Source organism: Pseudoalteromonas luteoviolacea NCIMB 1942 (genome assembly GCF_001625595.1).
Classification (GTDB): domain Bacteria; phylum Pseudomonadota; class Gammaproteobacteria; order Enterobacterales; family Alteromonadaceae; genus Pseudoalteromonas; species Pseudoalteromonas luteoviolacea_A.
In genome coordinates this window covers 124670-141564 of record NZ_AUXT01000157.1, presented here as the reverse complement: position 1 = coordinate 141564, position 16895 = coordinate 124670, and the positions used below count along the sequence as shown (strand labels likewise).

The 16895-nt window shown below is 41.7% G+C and carries 18 protein-coding genes; 14 read left to right on the top strand and 4 right to left on the bottom strand.

The annotated features are described in order from the left end of the window. Positions 1-53 precede the first annotated feature (53 nt). Both pyrE and rph read right to left on the bottom strand, forming a co-directional pair. Positions 54-698 (bottom strand): orotate phosphoribosyltransferase, encoded by a 645-nt coding sequence (gene pyrE, locus N482_RS11590; RefSeq protein ID WP_063377191.1) that lies wholly within the window; start codon positions 696-698, stop codon positions 54-56. Positions 699-714: 16 nt separating this feature from the next. Next, positions 715-1428 (bottom strand): ribonuclease PH, encoded by a 714-nt coding sequence (gene rph, locus N482_RS11585; protein WP_023399777.1) that lies wholly within the window; start codon positions 1426-1428, stop codon positions 715-717. Between the two features lie 153 nt (positions 1429-1581). On the opposite strand from rph, the gene N482_RS11580 reads away from it, so the two are divergent. Continuing rightward, positions 1582-2442, top strand: a complete 861-nt coding sequence (locus N482_RS11580) for a YicC/YloC family endoribonuclease (RefSeq protein WP_063377190.1) — start codon at positions 1582-1584, stop codon at positions 2440-2442. A gap of 314 nt (positions 2443-2756) precedes the next feature. Here the strand turns inward: N482_RS11580 and N482_RS11575 are convergent, their stop codons facing one another. Continuing rightward, positions 2757-4511, bottom strand: a complete 1755-nt coding sequence (locus N482_RS11575) for a hypothetical protein (protein ID WP_063377189.1) — start codon at positions 4509-4511, stop codon at positions 2757-2759. Between the two features lie 449 nt (positions 4512-4960). On the opposite strand from N482_RS11575, the gene N482_RS11570 reads away from it, so the two are divergent. The 12 genes from N482_RS11570 to N482_RS11535 all read left to right on the top strand — a co-directional run bounded on the left by N482_RS11570 (position 4961) and on the right by N482_RS11535 (position 15236). Further along, positions 4961-5245 (top strand): helix-turn-helix transcriptional regulator, encoded by a 285-nt coding sequence (locus N482_RS11570; RefSeq protein ID WP_063377188.1) that lies wholly within the window; start codon positions 4961-4963, stop codon positions 5243-5245. Positions 5246-5251: 6 nt separating this feature from the next. Beyond that, entirely contained in the window at positions 5252-5782 is a 531-nt protein-coding gene (locus tag N482_RS11565; RefSeq protein WP_063377187.1) for a hypothetical protein, read from the top strand. A gap of 331 nt (positions 5783-6113) precedes the next feature. Further along, complete coding sequence (locus tag N482_RS25230; RefSeq protein WP_196765336.1) at positions 6114-6260, top strand: hypothetical protein; 147 nt, start codon at positions 6114-6116, stop codon at positions 6258-6260. 59 nt (positions 6261-6319) lie between these two features. Next, the gene (locus tag N482_RS24840) at positions 6320-6463 is read left to right on the top strand and encodes a hypothetical protein (RefSeq protein ID WP_155730571.1); all 144 of its coding nucleotides are present in this window, start codon (positions 6320-6322) and stop codon (positions 6461-6463) included. A gap of 59 nt (positions 6464-6522) precedes the next feature. Continuing rightward, positions 6523-6666 carry a hypothetical protein gene (locus N482_RS24835; RefSeq protein WP_155730570.1) on the top strand — a complete coding sequence of 48 codons (144 nt, stop codon included), beginning with the start codon at positions 6523-6525 and terminating at the stop codon, positions 6664-6666. 59 nt (positions 6667-6725) lie between these two features. Beyond that, a complete protein-coding gene (locus N482_RS25930; protein ID WP_269202113.1) occupies positions 6726-6860 on the top strand; it encodes a hypothetical protein in 135 nt (44 codons plus the stop codon). Between the two features lie 556 nt (positions 6861-7416). After that, positions 7417-9429 carry a methyl-accepting chemotaxis protein gene (locus N482_RS11560; RefSeq protein WP_063377186.1) on the top strand — a complete coding sequence of 671 codons (2013 nt, stop codon included), beginning with the start codon at positions 7417-7419 and terminating at the stop codon, positions 9427-9429. 100 nt (positions 9430-9529) lie between these two features. Beyond that, the gene (gene gmk, locus N482_RS11555) at positions 9530-10150 is read left to right on the top strand and encodes a guanylate kinase (RefSeq protein WP_063377185.1); all 621 of its coding nucleotides are present in this window, start codon (positions 9530-9532) and stop codon (positions 10148-10150) included. 133 nt (positions 10151-10283) lie between these two features. Beyond that, positions 10284-10559: a DNA-directed RNA polymerase subunit omega gene (rpoZ, locus tag N482_RS11550; protein ID WP_063377184.1), complete on the top strand. Its 276-nt coding sequence runs from the start codon at positions 10284-10286 to the stop codon at positions 10557-10559. Positions 10560-10740: 181 nt separating this feature from the next. Continuing rightward, on the top strand, positions 10741-12843 hold the full coding sequence (gene spoT / locus N482_RS11545) for a bifunctional GTP diphosphokinase/guanosine-3',5'-bis pyrophosphate 3'-pyrophosphohydrolase (RefSeq protein WP_063377183.1): 2103 nt from the start codon (positions 10741-10743) through the stop codon (positions 12841-12843). Positions 12844-12854: 11 nt separating this feature from the next. Further along, the gene (locus tag N482_RS11540; protein WP_063377182.1) at positions 12855-13247 is read left to right on the top strand and encodes a RidA family protein; all 393 of its coding nucleotides are present in this window, start codon (positions 12855-12857) and stop codon (positions 13245-13247) included. A gap of 378 nt (positions 13248-13625) precedes the next feature. Beyond that, positions 13626-15236 carry a DUF342 domain-containing protein gene (locus N482_RS11535; protein ID WP_063377197.1) on the top strand — a complete coding sequence of 537 codons (1611 nt, stop codon included), beginning with the start codon at positions 13626-13628 and terminating at the stop codon, positions 15234-15236. Between the two features lie 23 nt (positions 15237-15259). Here N482_RS11535 and asnA read toward each other — a convergent pair whose 3' ends face one another. Further along, a complete protein-coding gene (asnA, locus tag N482_RS11530) occupies positions 15260-16255 on the bottom strand; it encodes an aspartate--ammonia ligase (RefSeq protein WP_063377181.1) in 996 nt (331 codons plus the stop codon). A 175-nt stretch (positions 16256-16430) separates the two neighbouring features. Here asnA and asnC point away from each other — a divergent pair, with 175 nt between their 5' ends. Further along, entirely contained in the window at positions 16431-16889 is a 459-nt protein-coding gene (asnC, locus tag N482_RS11525; RefSeq protein WP_063377180.1) for a transcriptional regulator AsnC, read from the top strand. Positions 16890-16895 lie beyond the last annotated feature (6 nt).

The window sequence follows — 16895 nt, the reverse complement described above, 5'->3', positions numbered from 1 at the left end:
GTTAACTGACTGGCATTAAGCCTATGGCTGGTATTTTTTCTAAATTGGCGTGATTAAGCTACACCGTACTGGTCACGATACGCTTTAACTGCATCTAAATGCTCAGACGCACTGCCTGCTTGCTCTAAGTAAGTGATCAAGTCAGCAAGTTTTACAATTGAAACCACTTCAGTACCAAAGTCGCGCTCTACTTCTTGAATGGCAGAAAGCTCACCTTTACCCTTTTCTTGGCGATCAAGAGCAATGAGTACACCAGCTAAATCCGCTTCATTGGCTTTGATGATTTCCATTGATTCACGAATAGCAGTACCTGCCGTGATAACGTCGTCAACCAACATGATGCGACCTTTCAGCTCAGAGCCGACCAAGTTGCCGCCTTCACCATGCTGCTTTTTCTCTTTACGGTTAAAGCAATAAGGCACATCTTTGTCATGGTGATCTGCTAGTGCAACCGCAGTCGTTGTTGCAATTGGGATACCCTTGTACGCAGGGCCAAATAGTACGTCGTACTCAATGCCTGCGTCTTCTAACGCTGCGGCATAGAAGCGGCCTAAACGAGCAAGGTCACGGCCAGTATTAAACAAGCCAGCATTGAAAAAATAAGGGCTTGTACGGCCAGATTTAAGCGTAAACTCACCAAATTTTAGCACCTGCTTTTCAAGTGCAAACTCAATAAACTCTTTTTGATACTGTTTCATAACTAACCTTTTATGTTTACGCTAAAGCTTGTTTTTGAATATCGATGATTTCACGAATAGAGTGCTTAGCAAGCGCTAGCAACTCATCAAGCTCTTCAAAAGAAAATGGTTCACCCTCAGCAGTACCTTGTACTTCAATTAACTTACCCGTTTCAGTCATGATCACGTTCATATCGGTCTCAGCTTCTGAGTCTTCAAGGTACTCTAAGTCACTGATTGCTTCACCGTTGTATACACCAACTGAGATTGCCGCAATCATAAACTTAAGCGGGTTCGCATTGATCATACCTTTTGCACGCATGTGTGTAAGTGCATCAACAAGCGCAACACAAGCGCCGCTAATTGACGCGGTGCGTGTACCGCCATCAGCTTGTAAAACATCACAATCAATCGTAATTGTGTTTTCACCAAGTGCAGATAAGTCAACCGCAGCGCGCAAAGCTCGCGCGATTAGACGTTGAATTTCCATCGTACGGCCGCCTTGCTTACCTTTAGCAGCTTCTCGACCATTACGAGTATGGGTAGAGCGAGGAAGCATACCATATTCTGCGGTGATCCAACCTTTACCCTGTCCTTTCATAAAACGCGGTACACCCGCTTCCACTGTTGCTGTACACAGCACTTTAGTATTACCAAACTCAACAAGCACAGAGCCTTCGGCGTGCATTGTATAGTTACGGGTAAATGTTACAGGTCTAATCTGATTCGCAGTTCTTTCGCTTGGACGCATCCACGTTCCCCTATCATCAAAGTTTCGCAATATTATAAAGGGATCCTTTGCGCTATGCCACGCAATACCAAAAGAAATCTTAGCTTTAGCTACCGAGCAGCGTTTTTATTAGGCTATAATGGCCACGCTAACTTAATTAAATAGGTACTTTATATGATCCATAGTATGACCGCCTACGCTCGAAAAGAGGTGAAAGGAGATTGGGGCACTGGGGTTTGGGAGATCCGCTCAGTCAATCAACGCTATCTTGAAACGTTTATCCGCGCACCGGAACAATTTAGGGCACTAGAGCCAGTAGTACGTGAACGCCTTCGTAAACAGCTACAACGAGGCAAAGTTGAGGTCTATTTAAAGTTTGCAGCAAACCCTGCGCACGTTGGTCAAATGTCAATTAATGAAACCTTGGCAAAGCAACTGATTGACAACGCGAAGTGGGTTCAATCACACAGTGGTGGCGACATCAACCCAGCTGACATTTTACGCTGGCCAGGCGTAATGGAAGCAGAAGAAGTCGATTTAGACGAAGTAAATGGCGCACTACTTGAAGGTTTCAATGAATTAGTCACCGACTTCAAAGCGGCAAGAGCCAGTGAAGGTGCAAATCTAGAAACCATGATCACAACACGTTTAGATGCGATTTTAGAGCAAGTTGATGTGGTTGAAGGTCATATGCCAGAAGTCGCAAAATGGCAGCGTGATAAACTCACTCAAAAACTTGAAGAGCTACAGGCCGAAATCGATGAATCTCGCCTTGAGCAGGAGCTAATTTATCTTGCACAAAAGCAAGATGTCGCCGAAGAGCTGGACCGTTTAAAGTCGCACGTTAAAGAAACCCATAAAATCCTGAAAAAAGGTGGCGCATGCGGCCGTCGCTTAGACTTTATGATGCAAGAGTTTAACCGTGAGTCAAACACGTTAGCGTCTAAGTCTATCAACTCTGAGATCACCAACGCAGCCGTTGAGCTTAAAGTCTTAATCGAACAGATGCGTGAGCAGATCCAGAATATAGAGTAAAATTCACTAGCGCTCAAAAAAGCTCATAACCATCTGAAAAACCTCGCTTTATAGCGGGGTTTTGTTTTTTATTGTTCCGTATTTTTTCATTCTGTTTCATCCAATTGGTGAGCACTAAAGGTAAGAAATTGCCAAGTTTAATCGTCAATTAGATCAACACAGTTGATGATGGTGAGCCTAGTAAACCCAACGATGGAAATGACCTATAATTCCAAAGCGTGGTAAACCCGAGTAATCGTTGCGCCGCTCGTAAAACGGGAAGAAGAAAAAGGCATTAACCTTTTCCGTTCTTCCTGTTACCTGAGAAAACGACTTTAAAGCTGATTTGTGTTGTTTTGAGCGATTGCCACATCAGTAGCTCGAGCGTACTCCACGTAATCTACATAAAGTAGGTTTACAATCTTTCCGTATTGGTTTTTTGCGGGTAGCTCTACCATTGCACTTCCTAATGCCCGATTAGCTTCTTTGGAAACCGGCCATACCGCGGTTGGTGGGGTAAGTGTCCAAGAGAGTAAAAATAGGTCACAAGGGACGCTTGGATCTTTTTTGCATTGGCCAGTAAATTCCTCAAACTTCTTGAACTGATCTTGCTTCATCGTACTAAAACTAATGGTATCAGAGTACTCATCAAATACGGTCAGATCAGCTTTAGCAACAGAGCTAGAGTCCCAATCTTTGTAAACCCAAAAGCCTTGCTGTGGCTGATTAATCGATAAATCATTACCAATGGCGACCATCATGGCTGTGCCGTCGTTAACGTATTCATTTAGCGTGCCTTCAGCCAAACGCTTACCTTCAGGTTTAGTTTTAACCATCCATGAACCAATTGCATCTTCAACTTGTTGACGAAATACTGGGTAATTATCGCTATTGATGCCATCAAAGTGAGAAAACTTAAGGATGGCCAGCTCTTTATGACCTTGCTCACAGTAGGAGCGAATGTCGGAAAGGACTTCTGATAAGTCTGGTCCGGTAATTGGGCCGTGATAAATAACAAACTTACTCCCTGTCCATTTTGGGCGCAAATCGAAGTACCTAACCCCTGCTTCTAATTGACCTTTAATTGACAGGTCCTGTGTTTTGCCAAATACAGCCAGTCCACCTTTATACATACCTGAGTCGTGCGAAGCTGGTAGGGCTAATTCAGATATGGTTTTGTTACCCAGCTCGCCTAATCGATCTTGAATCCATGATGCTCGGTTTGTGAGTATGGACGTGGAATACCACAATCCGTATAAAATTGTTTCTGAAGGGTGCACCTGTACTGCTGTGTTATTGGCAATGCCAACAGAAGGCCGTTGACCATCATCAAATTCAACAGCATCACTTTGCCAATCAATTTGAGTTCCACTAATTTGGCCTTTGCGCTGATACAGTGTTCCGCCTTGACTCCACACAGCAATCACAATTTCATCGTCGGTCAATGCTACACTTGGAGCTGTCCCAGAGCCGAATTCATGGCTGCTTCCAAAATCAATTTTGCTGCCATTTACGCGACCAACGTGATACCAGACTTTTGATTTGCTTTGTGACTGATGTACCTCAACGACGTAACCATTATTATTCAGGGCGACCTGAGGCACAGAACCTGAATCGTATTCGTGGCTAGAATGCCAATCAACTTTGCTACCGTTAACCTGTCCCACATGATAGTAAAGACCATTGCTAAAAGGGCTTTGAGTTTTATGAACTTCTACAACAATACCATCGTCATTAACCGCTACATTGGGTTCAATGCCACTATCGTATTTGTTGGAACTATGCCAACTTACACCGTTTGAGGATACATCCCCCACATGATAATACAGCGAAGAACCAGCTTGATTTTTATGAACTTCTACTGCGACACCACGGTTGTTCATTGCTACAGCAGGAGTATTACCGTCATCGTAATGGTGACTTGCCTCCCAGTTTACAGTCGCTTTATTCAAGTTGCCAAAGCGATAGTAAAGTTTAAAGCCTTCTTCGTTCTTATGTACCTCCAGTACTTGACCTGAAGCATTGATTGCTACGTTGGGAATACTGCCTGTGTCGTATTGTTCTGCTAATCCAAAAAATACATCGTTCATCGTTTTATTCCTCGTATTTACCGATTATTTAGTATTGGCAGGTTAGAAGAATCGAGATTGGCTTGGTATTACATGATGTTACGACCACTATATTCCTGAAGATTACGGTGTTATGTCTAATATAAAATATTGACGCGGATCTTAGAGATAAAGCAGAAGCAATTTACCGCCTGTCTATTTTAGGCGTACCTTATGGTTGGGCTATATAACCCCCATGAGTCTCTGTTCCTTCAAATGTAGAATTGCACCTTCAATGCTCTTCTACTTCTTTTTTGTTAACAACAAAAAGCAAAAAACGCGCTACTTCTAATCGGTATTGAAGCTTACGCCCATTTTTATTAATACTTTTATAAAATGCTAATTTTAAAGGTCTTTTGTTAATAATTAGTTGATAAAAATAATATCTGTTGATATGTTACGCTGACGGATTAAGGAAGAGGTAGCAAGGTGTGTTAGGTAGCACTAGAAGGATCAAAACAGAGAACTTTCGAGTTTATGTGCAGCGCTCTATGCGACAGCTGCGCAGAGAAAAAAAGTGGACTCAGGACCAGTTGGGTAAAAAGCTCGGTGTCGATCAGGCAACAATCAGTAATTATGAATCCGGTAAAACGGATATGACCTTTACCCAGTTGTTTGAGCTATTTCTAATATTTGGCAAGGATTTAAGCAGTGTGTTTGATTTTAAGTCTTCAATGATTGTCGATAAACATCAAACTGAGCGAGAAAAGGAGTAAGGCAACATGTATGAGATATATTCATTAGTCGATCACGGACAACTAATATTTATCGCTGTTGGACTTTTGCTTAGTTGGACATCAGCTACTGCAAGGTGGTTTTTAATTTCATATGCAGTAGTTATCGTACTAAACCTTGCTTCCTACCCAATAAGTTCGCAGTGGAATACACACTACTACCTATTTCAGGCCAGTATAAATGTTGTTTTTATGTTACCAATAGTTTATCGTAGGAATTTAGCGATATATATCTATGAAAAGACCAGCATAGATTTCTACAAGCAAATATATGATAATCAGAAACTTTCTGCTCAAGAACGCATGATTGCACTCATATTTGTAATGGCCATATTTGTTAATCTCATTACTTGGACTGAAGTTCTAGCTTACAAGCACTCATTAATTAGCAATGCTTACTTTAAGCTATATTTTAGAGATAATATTATCTTATGTGTGCAACTAGTATTGTGTGCTTGTTTGCTCACATATGCCCTGAAAGCTCAGTCGAGAGACATTACTACAGAAAAAGCCAATTAAAAGCGCATTGAGACCTTGTTGGAATAATATATCGCTCAAGTTGAGTTGTTCTCATAACTAATTGAATAACTCAACATAATATTCAGACTAGAGATTATAAGTTTGGAAAAAATGACTATATTAATAAAAGGATGTGACAAGCAATGAAAGCTCTAACTAAAAATCTTTGTAAGAAAATTCAGGGTGGTAACTCCCGTTCTCCAGATTTACCTCAACAACAGTCTCGAGCTTTGCCTTCACACACGCAAACCGACGATATGGCAAAGATTGTTTTACCCTAATTTTCAGAGAGTATGTAAGAAATTACAGATACTGTCGAAGGAATTGAATTTTGAAAATACTGAATACGAGTAAATTAAAAGCAATTTGTGGTGGATTGAATGGTAGTTCACCAGATTTGCCTCATAGATCTATGGCAAACCTGCAACCAAATAAAGCACAAAAAACTCCCAGTTCAATAAAAAAAGGAATTAATTAAGCGTAATTACAGTGAGTTTTTAGCTCATGTATTACTAACTAAATCGAAGGAATTGAATTATGAAAATACTGAATGAACAAATGGCTAAATTTATTGTTGGTGGAGACGCTCGAGCACCAGAACTACCACATAGATCTATGGCAAACCTGCAACCAAATAAAGCACAAAAAACTCCCAGTTCAATAAAGAAAGGAATTAATTAAGCGTAATTACAGTGAGTTTTTAGCTCAGGTATTACTAACTAAATCGAAGGAATTGAATTATGAAAATACTGAATAAACAAATGATTAAATTCATTTTTGGTGGAAGTGCAGACGCTCCAGGGTTACCAGATAGATCTATGGCAAACTGGCAACCAAATAAAGCACAAAAAACTCCCAATTCAATAAAGGAAGGAAGCAATTAAGTGTAATTACAGTGAGTTTTTAGCTCATGTATTAATAACTGAATCGAAGGAATTGAATTATGAAATCACTGAAAACTGACCTGTTAAAATATATCAAAGGGGGAGCAAATGGAAGCTCTCCTAAGCTACCAGAAAGATCTCAGGCATCAGCTCAAGTTGGCTACGAACTGATTGATAAACCAGCCAAGCATTAAAGAGCTAGTAGCCTGACTTTAAGAGTAAGCCTGTGTTTTAATGCTTACTCTTATGAAAATTTACATATTAATCTTCCAGAAGTTCATAGCAGGCTTTATTCAGGCCGCTTTCGTTAATAAATCTACAATGAGTCTTGAGGTAATATTTTTAACCTTAGCCCTCCCCTTCCAAGAGACCTCTGCACTGGTTTAATTATTTCTAATGATATGAGCCTTAACCTGCAAAAGAGTAGTCGTGTCTATGGCGCTTAATGTTAAAAGGCTTAGCACATAGCATCAGAGCGCAGTAATTCAGGCTATTTGTTATTTCATGTCAGTGACTAAAAGCACTGCCCATCGCCTCAAAAACAAGTAATAGCCACCACCCTCTATGCCAATTACAAATCAACCTCGTCCCCCGAATAGATAATTATGAAACACTTCATAGCTGAATACGAAACAATCAATGGAGAAATTAATTCCCAAATTCGCAATTTTCTTAACCTTAAATAATAATTTGGGTAAGCAAATTTGATATTCCAGGGAATTGGAGTAACCAACTTTCTTGGGGAACAATATGAACTTGAGCAAAAAGCTATATTTGTCCTTTGGTTGCCTTATTGCATTGATGGTATTTTCGAGCACTGTCGTATGGTTTAAGGTCTCCACAGAAACTGCGCGCGCATTTGAGGTTAAAGGTGATGATTTGCCGGGTATGATCCTCTACAACCGACTTTTGCACCTCGAATATCAACTGAACAATACCGCACTTGAATATCTCAATGGTGATGTGAGCAAGGTTGGAGAATTTAATCAATTATTTGAACGCTTTGAGACCACGCAAAAAGAATTATATGGGTACGAATCTGCAAAACAATCTGACCGCGAGAAAATGGCCCGTATCATGGAGTTGGCAGAAAAGTTTCACCGCGATGTAAAGAGCGAAATCTTCGCCAAATATGACCCAAGGGCCTACCAAAATGTCAAAGAGCGTGTTGATAAGCTAGATAAAGGCACAGGTGAAGACTTAGAAGATTTACTCGACTCATTAAAAGAGCAAGAGTTCAACGATGCGATGAAATCTTCAGACCTGCAAGAATCACTAAATGATGACTTACCTGGTGTGCGCTATTATCTAGAGCTCGTTGATGAAGCGGGCGATATGATAGCGGCTATTATTTCTCATACAACGGGGGATGCAGGGGCCGAAGAGAATTTTAATGATGATGCACAAAGCTTTAGATATTACTTGGATTTATTAAAGCCATTAGAACAAAAACCCAATGAACTCAAAGATATTGCTCGCATTGAAGACATGTTTGCAACCATTCAAGATGAAGCAAAAGATATATTTCGTACTTATGATTCTACGTCTTACGCCAAAGCGCAGCAAAAACTCAGAGATTTAACGTCCAACCAAATGGTTGAACTGTCGAAAATTCTGAGTGTTTCAAGTGAAGAAGAAAAGGTCGATGCCACCAATGCGCTAGACCACTTAGTAGAAGGGCTCAATACCACACTCGTGATCATCATTATGATCACCCTTATCGCTGCTGTTATCGCCATTGCAGTAGCCTATGTGATCAGCCGTTCAATTGTCACTCGCTTGAGTGAAGTACTCATTATTGCCGAAGGGATCAGCGAAGGCGATATTTCAAAACCTTTAATTCAACACCAAGGCAAAGATGAAATTGATAGTCTCGCCGAAGCTACCAATAAAATGTCCAACTCCCTTAACAACTTACTACAAGCCATCAGTAATGTGGTCAATGATGTCAAAACATCAAGTAATGAAATTGCGGATACAAACAACCAGATAGCCTCTCGCAGCCAAGCCTCAGCAGATCAATCAACACAAGTCGCAACCGCGATAGAAGAAATGAGCGCAACTGTATCTGAGGTTGCTTCGCAGAGTCAGGTTGCAGCAAGCCATGCAGAAGGTGCGCGTAATCTCGCATCGGAGGGTGGCTCCACAGTGACTTCGACGGTAGATAAAATTAAGTCTGCTTCGAATGAAGTTCAAGACACATCAGAAAACGTGACACATTTAGGCGAGTTAAGTAGCCAAATTGGTAATGTGATCGGCGTGATTGGCAGTATTGCAGAGCAGACCAACCTATTGGCACTTAACGCAGCCATTGAGGCAGCTCGAGCAGGTGAGCAAGGCCGTGGTTTTGCCGTAGTAGCTGATGAAGTCAGGACACTGGCGGAGCGCACGTCGAAAGCAACAGAAGAGGTTGTCAGTACGGTACAATCAATTCAATCACAAACTGAGCATGCGGTAAAATCAATGGAAAACAGCGTTTCACAGGTAAACCATAGTGTAACTATGGCCGAAGATGCGGGGACTCAGCTTGAAGGCATCGTCACTGGCGCTAGCGAAATCGCCGCGATGATCCAATCCATCGCGACAGCAACTGAAGAGCAATCCGTGGTTGCCAGTGAAATGGCACGGGATATTTCGCAAATTGAACAGTCTAGTCAAAGTTCCTTACAGGACACCCAAGTTGCTGCACACTCGGCTCAAGAGCTGAATAAACAAGCTGAAGAGCTGGCAACTTTAGTCAGTAGATTTAGGTTACGTGGATAACTGAGCTGGTAACTCTGGGCTCAACGATTTAAAATAGGGCTTTTTTACGAGCAGTAACAGGCTCTATTTTATCTCCTTTTGAGTACACAAAGGTCTCACTATGACAATGACACGTGGTAATCTGTTTATCTTATCTGCGCCATCAGGTGCTGGTAAATCAAGCTTAATCAAAGCTTTATTGGAAAAACATGCAAACATAAAAGTTTCTGTTTCTCATACTACACGCGCGCCTCGCCCAGGTGAGAATAACGGTGAACACTACCACTTTGTTAACGTTGACGAGTTTAAAGCCTTAATTGACAAGGGTGACTTTTTTGAATGGGCGCAAGTATTTGAAAACTACTACGGCACATCGAAGCAAGCGATTGAAGATCAGTTAAACAACGGCATTGACGTATTTTTGGACATTGACTGGCAAGGTGCAAGACAAGTTCGTGACCTGATCCCAGAGGTTAAAACTGTCTTTATTTTGCCACCTTCTCAAAATGAGCTTGAAAAGCGCCTCAATAGTCGTGGCCAAGACTCTCAAGAAGTCATTGCTGGCAGAATGGCTGAAGCGAAGTCAGAAAGCAGCCACTATGATGAATTTGACTATGTGATTGTCAATGATGACTTCAATGTCGCTCTGGCTGAGTTAGAACACATTGTTATTGCTGCGAGATTACAGACCAAAGCACAACAAACTCGACACCAAAATCTGATAGCACAGCTGTTAGCTTAAGAATTGATTATTACACTTAAGCAATCACCCCATGGCAATTGCTTTCGATAAATTTTAACCATTCACTTGGCGAAGCGGGCACTTTACAGTAAACTAGCCCTTTGCTAAATGTATAATTTTTTGGAGTGCTTCGATGGCTCGCGTAACTGTAGAAGATGCAGTAGATAAAATTGGTAACCGTTTCGATTTAATCCTTGTTGCAGCGCGTCGCGCTCGTCAGATTTCTGTTGGTGGTAAAGACCCTATGGTTGAAGCCGAAAATGACAAGCCAACTGTTATCGCGCTACGTGAAATTGAAGAAGGTCTGGTAACACCAGACTCTTTAGACATGATCGACCGTGAAGAGCAACAAAACCAAGAGGCAGCTGAGCTAGCAGCAGTAGCAGCCATCGTTGGTGGTAACCGCTAAAATAAACTTTTAGACGGCTATATGCCAAGTCTTAGTAAAGTTTGAATGAACGCCAGCTTTTTGCTGGCGTTTTTTTTCATTATATTGCAAATGCAGTATGCCTTTGCGTTGGCTTCCGAGCCAATTCATCGTATATTCAATAATAACTATCTATTAACTTCACTGGAACATTGGAGTGTGAATGTATCTATTTGAAGGTCTCAAGAAAAAAATCTCAGAGTACTTATCACCAGAAGACGTTGAACTGGTGCAAAAAGCCTATGTTGTCGCTCGTGAAGCGCATGAGGGACAAACTCGCTCAAGCGGTGAGCCATATATCACCCACCCAGTAGAAGTCACGCAAATACTTGCCAGCATGAAGCTAGACCATGAAACTCTGATGGCAGCATTAATGCACGACGTTATTGAAGACACAGACTTTAGTCAGGCAGACTTGGCAGAAATCTTTGGTGAAACCGTAGCCGAACTTGTTGCGGGCGTCAGTAAGTTAGACAAACTCGACTTTAAAGACAAAAAAGAATTTCAAGCCGAGAACTATCGTAAAATGATCATGGCGATGACGCAGGACATTCGCGTTATCTTGATTAAACTTGCAGATAGAACCCACAATATGCGTACTTTAGGCTTTTTAAGACCTGAGAAGCGCAGAAGAATTGCCAGAGAAACCCTTGAAATATTCGCACCAATTGCGAATAGATTAGGTATTCATGACATAAAAAATGAGCTCGAAGATTTAGGTTTCCAAGCATTGTATCCAATGCGTCATCGCGCATTGAAGTCAGAAGTCGCGAAAGCGCGCGGTAATAGAAAAGAAGTTATCAGTAATATCCAAACTGAAATTGAATCTAGACTGGAAGAAGCGGGTATTTCTGCGTCAGTCAAAGGTCGAGAGAAGCACCTTTACAGTATCTATCGAAAAATGCTTAACAAAGAGCTTCTGTTCAATGAAGTAATGGATATCTACGCGTTTAGGATCAATGTTGATGATATTGATACCTGCTACCGTGTTCTTGGCGTTACTCATAATTTATATAAACCCATTGAGACTCGCTTCAAAGATTACATAGCCGTACCTAAAACCAATGGCTATCAATCACTGCATACCTCCCTTGTTGGGCCTCACGGCATCCCTGTGGAAATTCAAATCCGCACTCACGATATGGACCATATGGCTGACAAAGGGGTCGCTGCACACTGGATGTATAAAAAAGCTGGTGACAGCGCCGGTCACACTGCACAGCAGCGTGCTCGTCAATGGATGCAAAGCTTGTTAGAGCTGCAACAGAGCGCAGGCTCTTCATTTGAATTCGTAGAAAACGTAAAAACAGAACTCTTCCCAGAAGAAATTTACGTATTCACCCCAGATGGCCGCATTATCGAGCTTCCAATGGGTGCCACTGCCGTTGATTTTGCTTATGCAGTTCACACAGATGTTGGTAATACTTGTGTGGGTGCTCGAGTTAATCGCAAACCATACCCTCTCAGTAAGGAGCTTGATACAGGCCAGACTGTCGAGATAATTACAAGTTCAGGAGCCCATCCAAACGCCACTTGGTTAAACTTTATTGTCACAGGTAAAGCAAGGCTGGGCGTACGAAACTACTTGAAAAGCCAACACCAAGAAGAGTCAATTCAATTGGGTAGACGCCTTCTTGATTCGGCTCTTGGAGAGCAAAAACTAGATGATATTCCTGCCGAACACATAGGGCATGTACTTGAAGAGCATAATCTGAACACGCTACTTGAGCTACTTGTAGAAATTGGTAATGGCAATATCATGAGTGTTTTGATTGCCAAGAGACTGCTTCAAGCCGATGACGGTATAGAAAGCTTTGCCAAGCAGACAAAGGCGGCTATTATCGGTACCGAAGGTATGCTCGTCACCTATGCTAAGTGCTGTCGACCCGTACCAGGCGATGCCATCGCTGCCTATGTTAGCCAAGGCAAAGGCCTAATGGTGCATAGACAAGAGTGTCGCAATATCAAGGGCTGGGAAAGCGAACGCGCCAAATACTGTGTGGTGAAGTGGGAAGATAATCCTGAAAAAGAATATATTGCTGCTTTACGTGTGGAAATTATTAATCATCAAGGTGCGCTAGCCAAATTGACCAATGTCGTTGCCAGTGCACAGGCAAATATCGTTGAGATTGCAACCGAAGAAAAAGAAAGCAATCTGTATATTATTGATCTGGGCGTTACGGTAAAAGATAGGATCCATGTCGCAAATATCATGCGAAAAATCCGAGTAATGCCAGATGTACAACGCGTTTATCGTAAACGCTAAAGGAAAGAATTATGACTAAAGCTATCATATCTACTGATGAAGCTCCGGCTGCCATTGGGACATATAATCAAGCTATTAAAGTGGGAACGGCTGTATATCTATCTGGCCAAATTCCACTCGTACCGAAGACCATGGAAGTCATTTCTGAAGATTTTTCAGAGCAGGCGCATCAGGTGTTTAAAAACCTTTCGGCCGTGTGTGAAGCCGCAGGCGGTGAGCTTCAGGATATGGTCAAGGTAAATATCTTTTTGACTGATCTTAGTCACTTTGCAACAGTAAACGACATAATGAGTCAGTATTTCAGAACCCCTTATCCAGCGCGTGCTGCAATTGGGGTTAAAGAGTTGCCTAAAAATGTCCAAATAGAAATAGATGGCATCATGGAGCTGCCCTCTACTAATTAGTCACTTTTACTAAACTCAACAATAAGCCCGTAATATGCGGGCTTTTTTATGCCCAATCAATTCAAACCCGCCTTCACCTATCCATAAAAAATGTTTTATTTGCACTTTGAACTTTGATCTTAACCACTTGACTACATAATATTAATTAAGCAAGCTGAAAGTGAGTCATAAGATAAACCAGCTCATTGGTACTAATTAATTTTAAACAGACAAAACCGCTTATTAAAGTGGTGATAGAATTTATCTGGCTCAAGCCTGTCTTACATATAATGCCCCTTTTATTTAAGGGTTTAGAAAGGCAATACGGTTGCAAGCTTACAAGAGTTAGATTTTTTGCGAGCCTTTTGTAAAGGCCGCATGGTCGATAAGGAAAAGCCTGTGTTTAAAGTCACAAAAAATGGCAAAGTTTTAATGGATGTTGCAGCAGCAACACCACCAAGCCAAGCTTTTATAGTCGAGGCATTAGAGTGCTCTCCTTACGCTGACTGTGAGGTAGATCACGATTCTATCGCAGCATATTTTCAAAGTGATGTGTCCGAACAACAACTACTCGTAGCCAAACAAAAAGACGCTGAATTATCTATCTCTATCTCAGAAGATAAAATGCAGGCCTCCGCCAAGCTTACCACTGCAAAAGGCGGTAGCCTTATCAGTCTTGATCAAGCAAAAAAAATTATTGTAAAGGCGGGCGTGTGTCGCGGCTACAAACAAGCATATTTAGAGAAGGTTTTATCCAAACAGTTCGACGATCAGCCAGGAGCTGAGTATTCAGGTATCATTGCCCAAGGTCGCCCACCAGAAAATGGCTTGCCAGCCAAACTGATATCTCATGTTTTAACCTTAAAAGAGCGCCTGAAAAAACCAAAGCTGAGAGAAGATGGCACGGTAGATATGCGTGATTTTGGCGCGTTGTCGAGCGTGTCTCCTGGTACTTTGCTGATTACGCAAAGACCAGCAACCCCAGGAAAAGAGGGCTTTACGGTTACCGGCGAAACGATTGAGCCACAGCCAGGAGAAACATTTCAGTTAGTGGCCGGCGAAGGGACGGAAATCTCCCAGACTAACCCACTGGAACTGATCGCAACTATTGCTGGTTGCCCTTCAGATATTGCCAATGGTATGCGTGTAGACGACATCTTTACCATCAATGATGTCAACGTAAAAAGTGGCCATATCGATTTCAGTGGCAGTGTTATTGTGACCCATAATGTGGAACCGGGCATGAAAGTAAAAGCGTCCGGAGATGTAACTATCATGGGCACTGTCGACTCTGGGGAAATTTTTAGCGATGGCAATATTGAAGTGCGTGGCGGTGTTATTGGTCACTTAGATCACAGTGACAATGATCAAAGCCTAACAAGTAAACTGGTTGCCAAAGGTGACATTAACATAGTACATGGCCAATATACCTACTTAGAGGGGCGTAACGTATACATTCAAAAACAAGCTAACCACTGTGATATCAAAGCGTTGAGAAAAGTACTCGTGGGGCTTGAAGACAACCCGAGAGGAAAACTCGTAGGCGGTACCATCTTCGATGCTCAATCTGTTACGGCTGGTGAAATAGGCAGCCCTTCTGGGGCAACTATGTCAGTTTACTTAGCAACCTCGGGAATTGAGATCACCAATAAAACCGACCAGTGCATTAGAGAGCTCGGCGAAACCGATGAACAAATTGACAACTTGCAAAAAGCGGTTGAAAAAGCAGATCAGTTAAAGGATGCCGAAAAGAAAAAGATACTCATGGCGAAAATTAGCGCGACACAGACACACTATAGCCAACAAGCCGAAGTACTAGAAAATAAACTCAGTGAGCTGGACCACACTCTACACGAATTACTTGAAGGCACACAATTACAAGCGACTAGTGCATTACATTCAGGTGTTGAGTTGCATATTTTTGACAAAACCTATCGAACTAATCGTAGCTACCCACCCTGCACTGCCAAGTTACAAGAAGGCAAAATCGAAATCGAATTTAAAACATAAGGGGCAACAAGCCCCTTATTCAATTATAAAACCCCATCAATTGACTGCTTGAGCTGCTCTGGCCATACGCCTACTTGTACTTGAGCGATATGTGCTTTTTGCAGTAGTAACATAACCAATCGAGACTGCCCAATGCCACCGCCAATGGTTTGAGGAAGCTCACGTGCAAGTAATGCTTGGTGCCAATCAAACTCTTTACGCTCTTGTGCATCACTCAACTCCAACTGGTGCGCTAAAGACTTAGGACACACTCGAATTCCCATTGATGAAATTTCAAAAGCGTCTTCAAGCACTGGGTTCCAAACGATGATATCTCCGTTAAGTCCTTGGTATTTATCGCAAGTCGGGGTTGACCAATCATCATAATCAGGGGCTCGGACATCATGAATTTTACCATTGGCCAGTTCACCACCGATACCAATTAAGAAGACAGCCCCATATTCTTGCGCAATTGCTTTTTCACGTTGCTTTGCACTGAAATCAGGATACATACTGCGTAATTCTTCCGTGTGTATAAAGGTTATCTTCTCGGGTAAGAAAGACGCTAAATCAAAATCATCTGCAATAGTTTGCTCAGTTGCCTTAATACATTGATATAGCGTGCCGACCGTTTCTTTTAATGTTTCCAAACTTCTTTGTGTTTCACCACAAATCACCTTTTCCCAGTCCCATTGGTCAACAAATACTGAGTGAATTGGAGACAGTCGCTCTTCATCAGGGCGCAACGCTTTCATATGTGTATATAGCCCCTCCCCCACAGAAAACCCGTAATCTCCGAGTGTTTTACGCTTCCATTTTGCCAATGAATGTACCACCTCAAACTCACTCTCAGGTAAAGTTTTCACGTTGACAGAAACGGCTTGCTCGGTTCCACTTAGGTTGTCCTGTATTCCATCGCCGACCTTTGCCAAGATGGGCGCTTGCACTTCAATTAGGCCAAGGCGCTCTGTTAGCTGAGTTGAAAAAACGCTTTTTACACGTGCTATTTGTTGCTGTGTTACCAAGTAATCTGATTTCATCTTGAACCTCATTCCAAACTGTTGATGATTATTTGCAGCCAGTGCTGATATATCCATCGTCAACAAATTTAAAAGTAAATTCAACATTCAAAAATAAAAACATTAAAAGATAACTTCAAACAACAATAAAACAGGGTTATATTTGAGAAATCATCATTTAATCCTCGAATATCACATGGAAAATTATCAAATCGACAATCTCGATAAATCCATCCTTCACGCTTTAATGGATGATGCAAGAACACCGTATGCAGAATTAGCCAAGCGCTTTAAGGTAAGTGCAGGCACCATTCACGTCCGAGTCGAAAAAATGAAGCAAGCAGGGATCATTGAAGGGACGAAAGTATGCATTAATGCCAAAAAACTAGGCTATGATGTTTGCTGTTTTATTGGAATTAACCTCAAACACGCCAGAGATTACCAAAATACGATTGCGCAATTAGAGAGCTTTGAAGAAGTCGTCGAAGCGTACTACACAACAGGTAACTACAGTATTTTTATCAAAGTATTGAGTAGCTCGATGGATCATTTACACGATGTATTAGTTAACAAAATTCAATCAATAGAAGCAATTCAATCCACAGAGACGTTAATTTCATTACAAGCACCAATCATGCGTGAGGTTACGCCATGATTTACC

Coding starts and splice junctions, on each gene's coding strand:
- rph (WP_023399777.1), bottom strand. CDS start 1,428: ATGCGTCCAAGCGAAAGAACTGCGAATCAGATTAGACCTGTAACATTT.
- asnA (WP_063377181.1), bottom strand. CDS start 16,255: ATGAAATCAGATTACTTGGTAACACAGCAACAAATAGCACGTGTAAAA.
- rpoZ (WP_063377184.1), top strand. CDS start 10,284: ATGGCTCGCGTAACTGTAGAAGATGCAGTAGATAAAATTGGTAACCGT.
- spoT (WP_063377183.1), top strand. CDS start 10,741: ATGTATCTATTTGAAGGTCTCAAGAAAAAAATCTCAGAGTACTTATCA.
- gmk (WP_063377185.1), top strand. CDS start 9,530: ATGACAATGACACGTGGTAATCTGTTTATCTTATCTGCGCCATCAGGT.
- asnC (WP_063377180.1), top strand. CDS start 16,431: ATGGAAAATTATCAAATCGACAATCTCGATAAATCCATCCTTCACGCT.
- N482_RS11560 (WP_063377186.1), top strand. CDS start 7,417: ATGAACTTGAGCAAAAAGCTATATTTGTCCTTTGGTTGCCTTATTGCA.
- N482_RS25930 (WP_269202113.1), top strand. CDS start 6,726: ATGAAATCACTGAAAACTGACCTGTTAAAATATATCAAAGGGGGAGCA.
- N482_RS11540 (WP_063377182.1), top strand. CDS start 12,855: ATGACTAAAGCTATCATATCTACTGATGAAGCTCCGGCTGCCATTGGG.
- N482_RS24835 (WP_155730570.1), top strand. CDS start 6,523: ATGAAAATACTGAATAAACAAATGATTAAATTCATTTTTGGTGGAAGT.
- N482_RS11580 (WP_063377190.1), top strand. CDS start 1,582: ATGATCCATAGTATGACCGCCTACGCTCGAAAAGAGGTGAAAGGAGAT.
- N482_RS11575 (WP_063377189.1), bottom strand. CDS start 4,511: ATGAACGATGTATTTTTTGGATTAGCAGAACAATACGACACAGGCAGT.
- N482_RS11565 (WP_063377187.1), top strand. CDS start 5,252: ATGTATGAGATATATTCATTAGTCGATCACGGACAACTAATATTTATC.
- pyrE (WP_063377191.1), bottom strand. CDS start 698: ATGAAACAGTATCAAAAAGAGTTTATTGAGTTTGCACTTGAAAAGCAG.
- N482_RS24840 (WP_155730571.1), top strand. CDS start 6,320: ATGAAAATACTGAATGAACAAATGGCTAAATTTATTGTTGGTGGAGAC.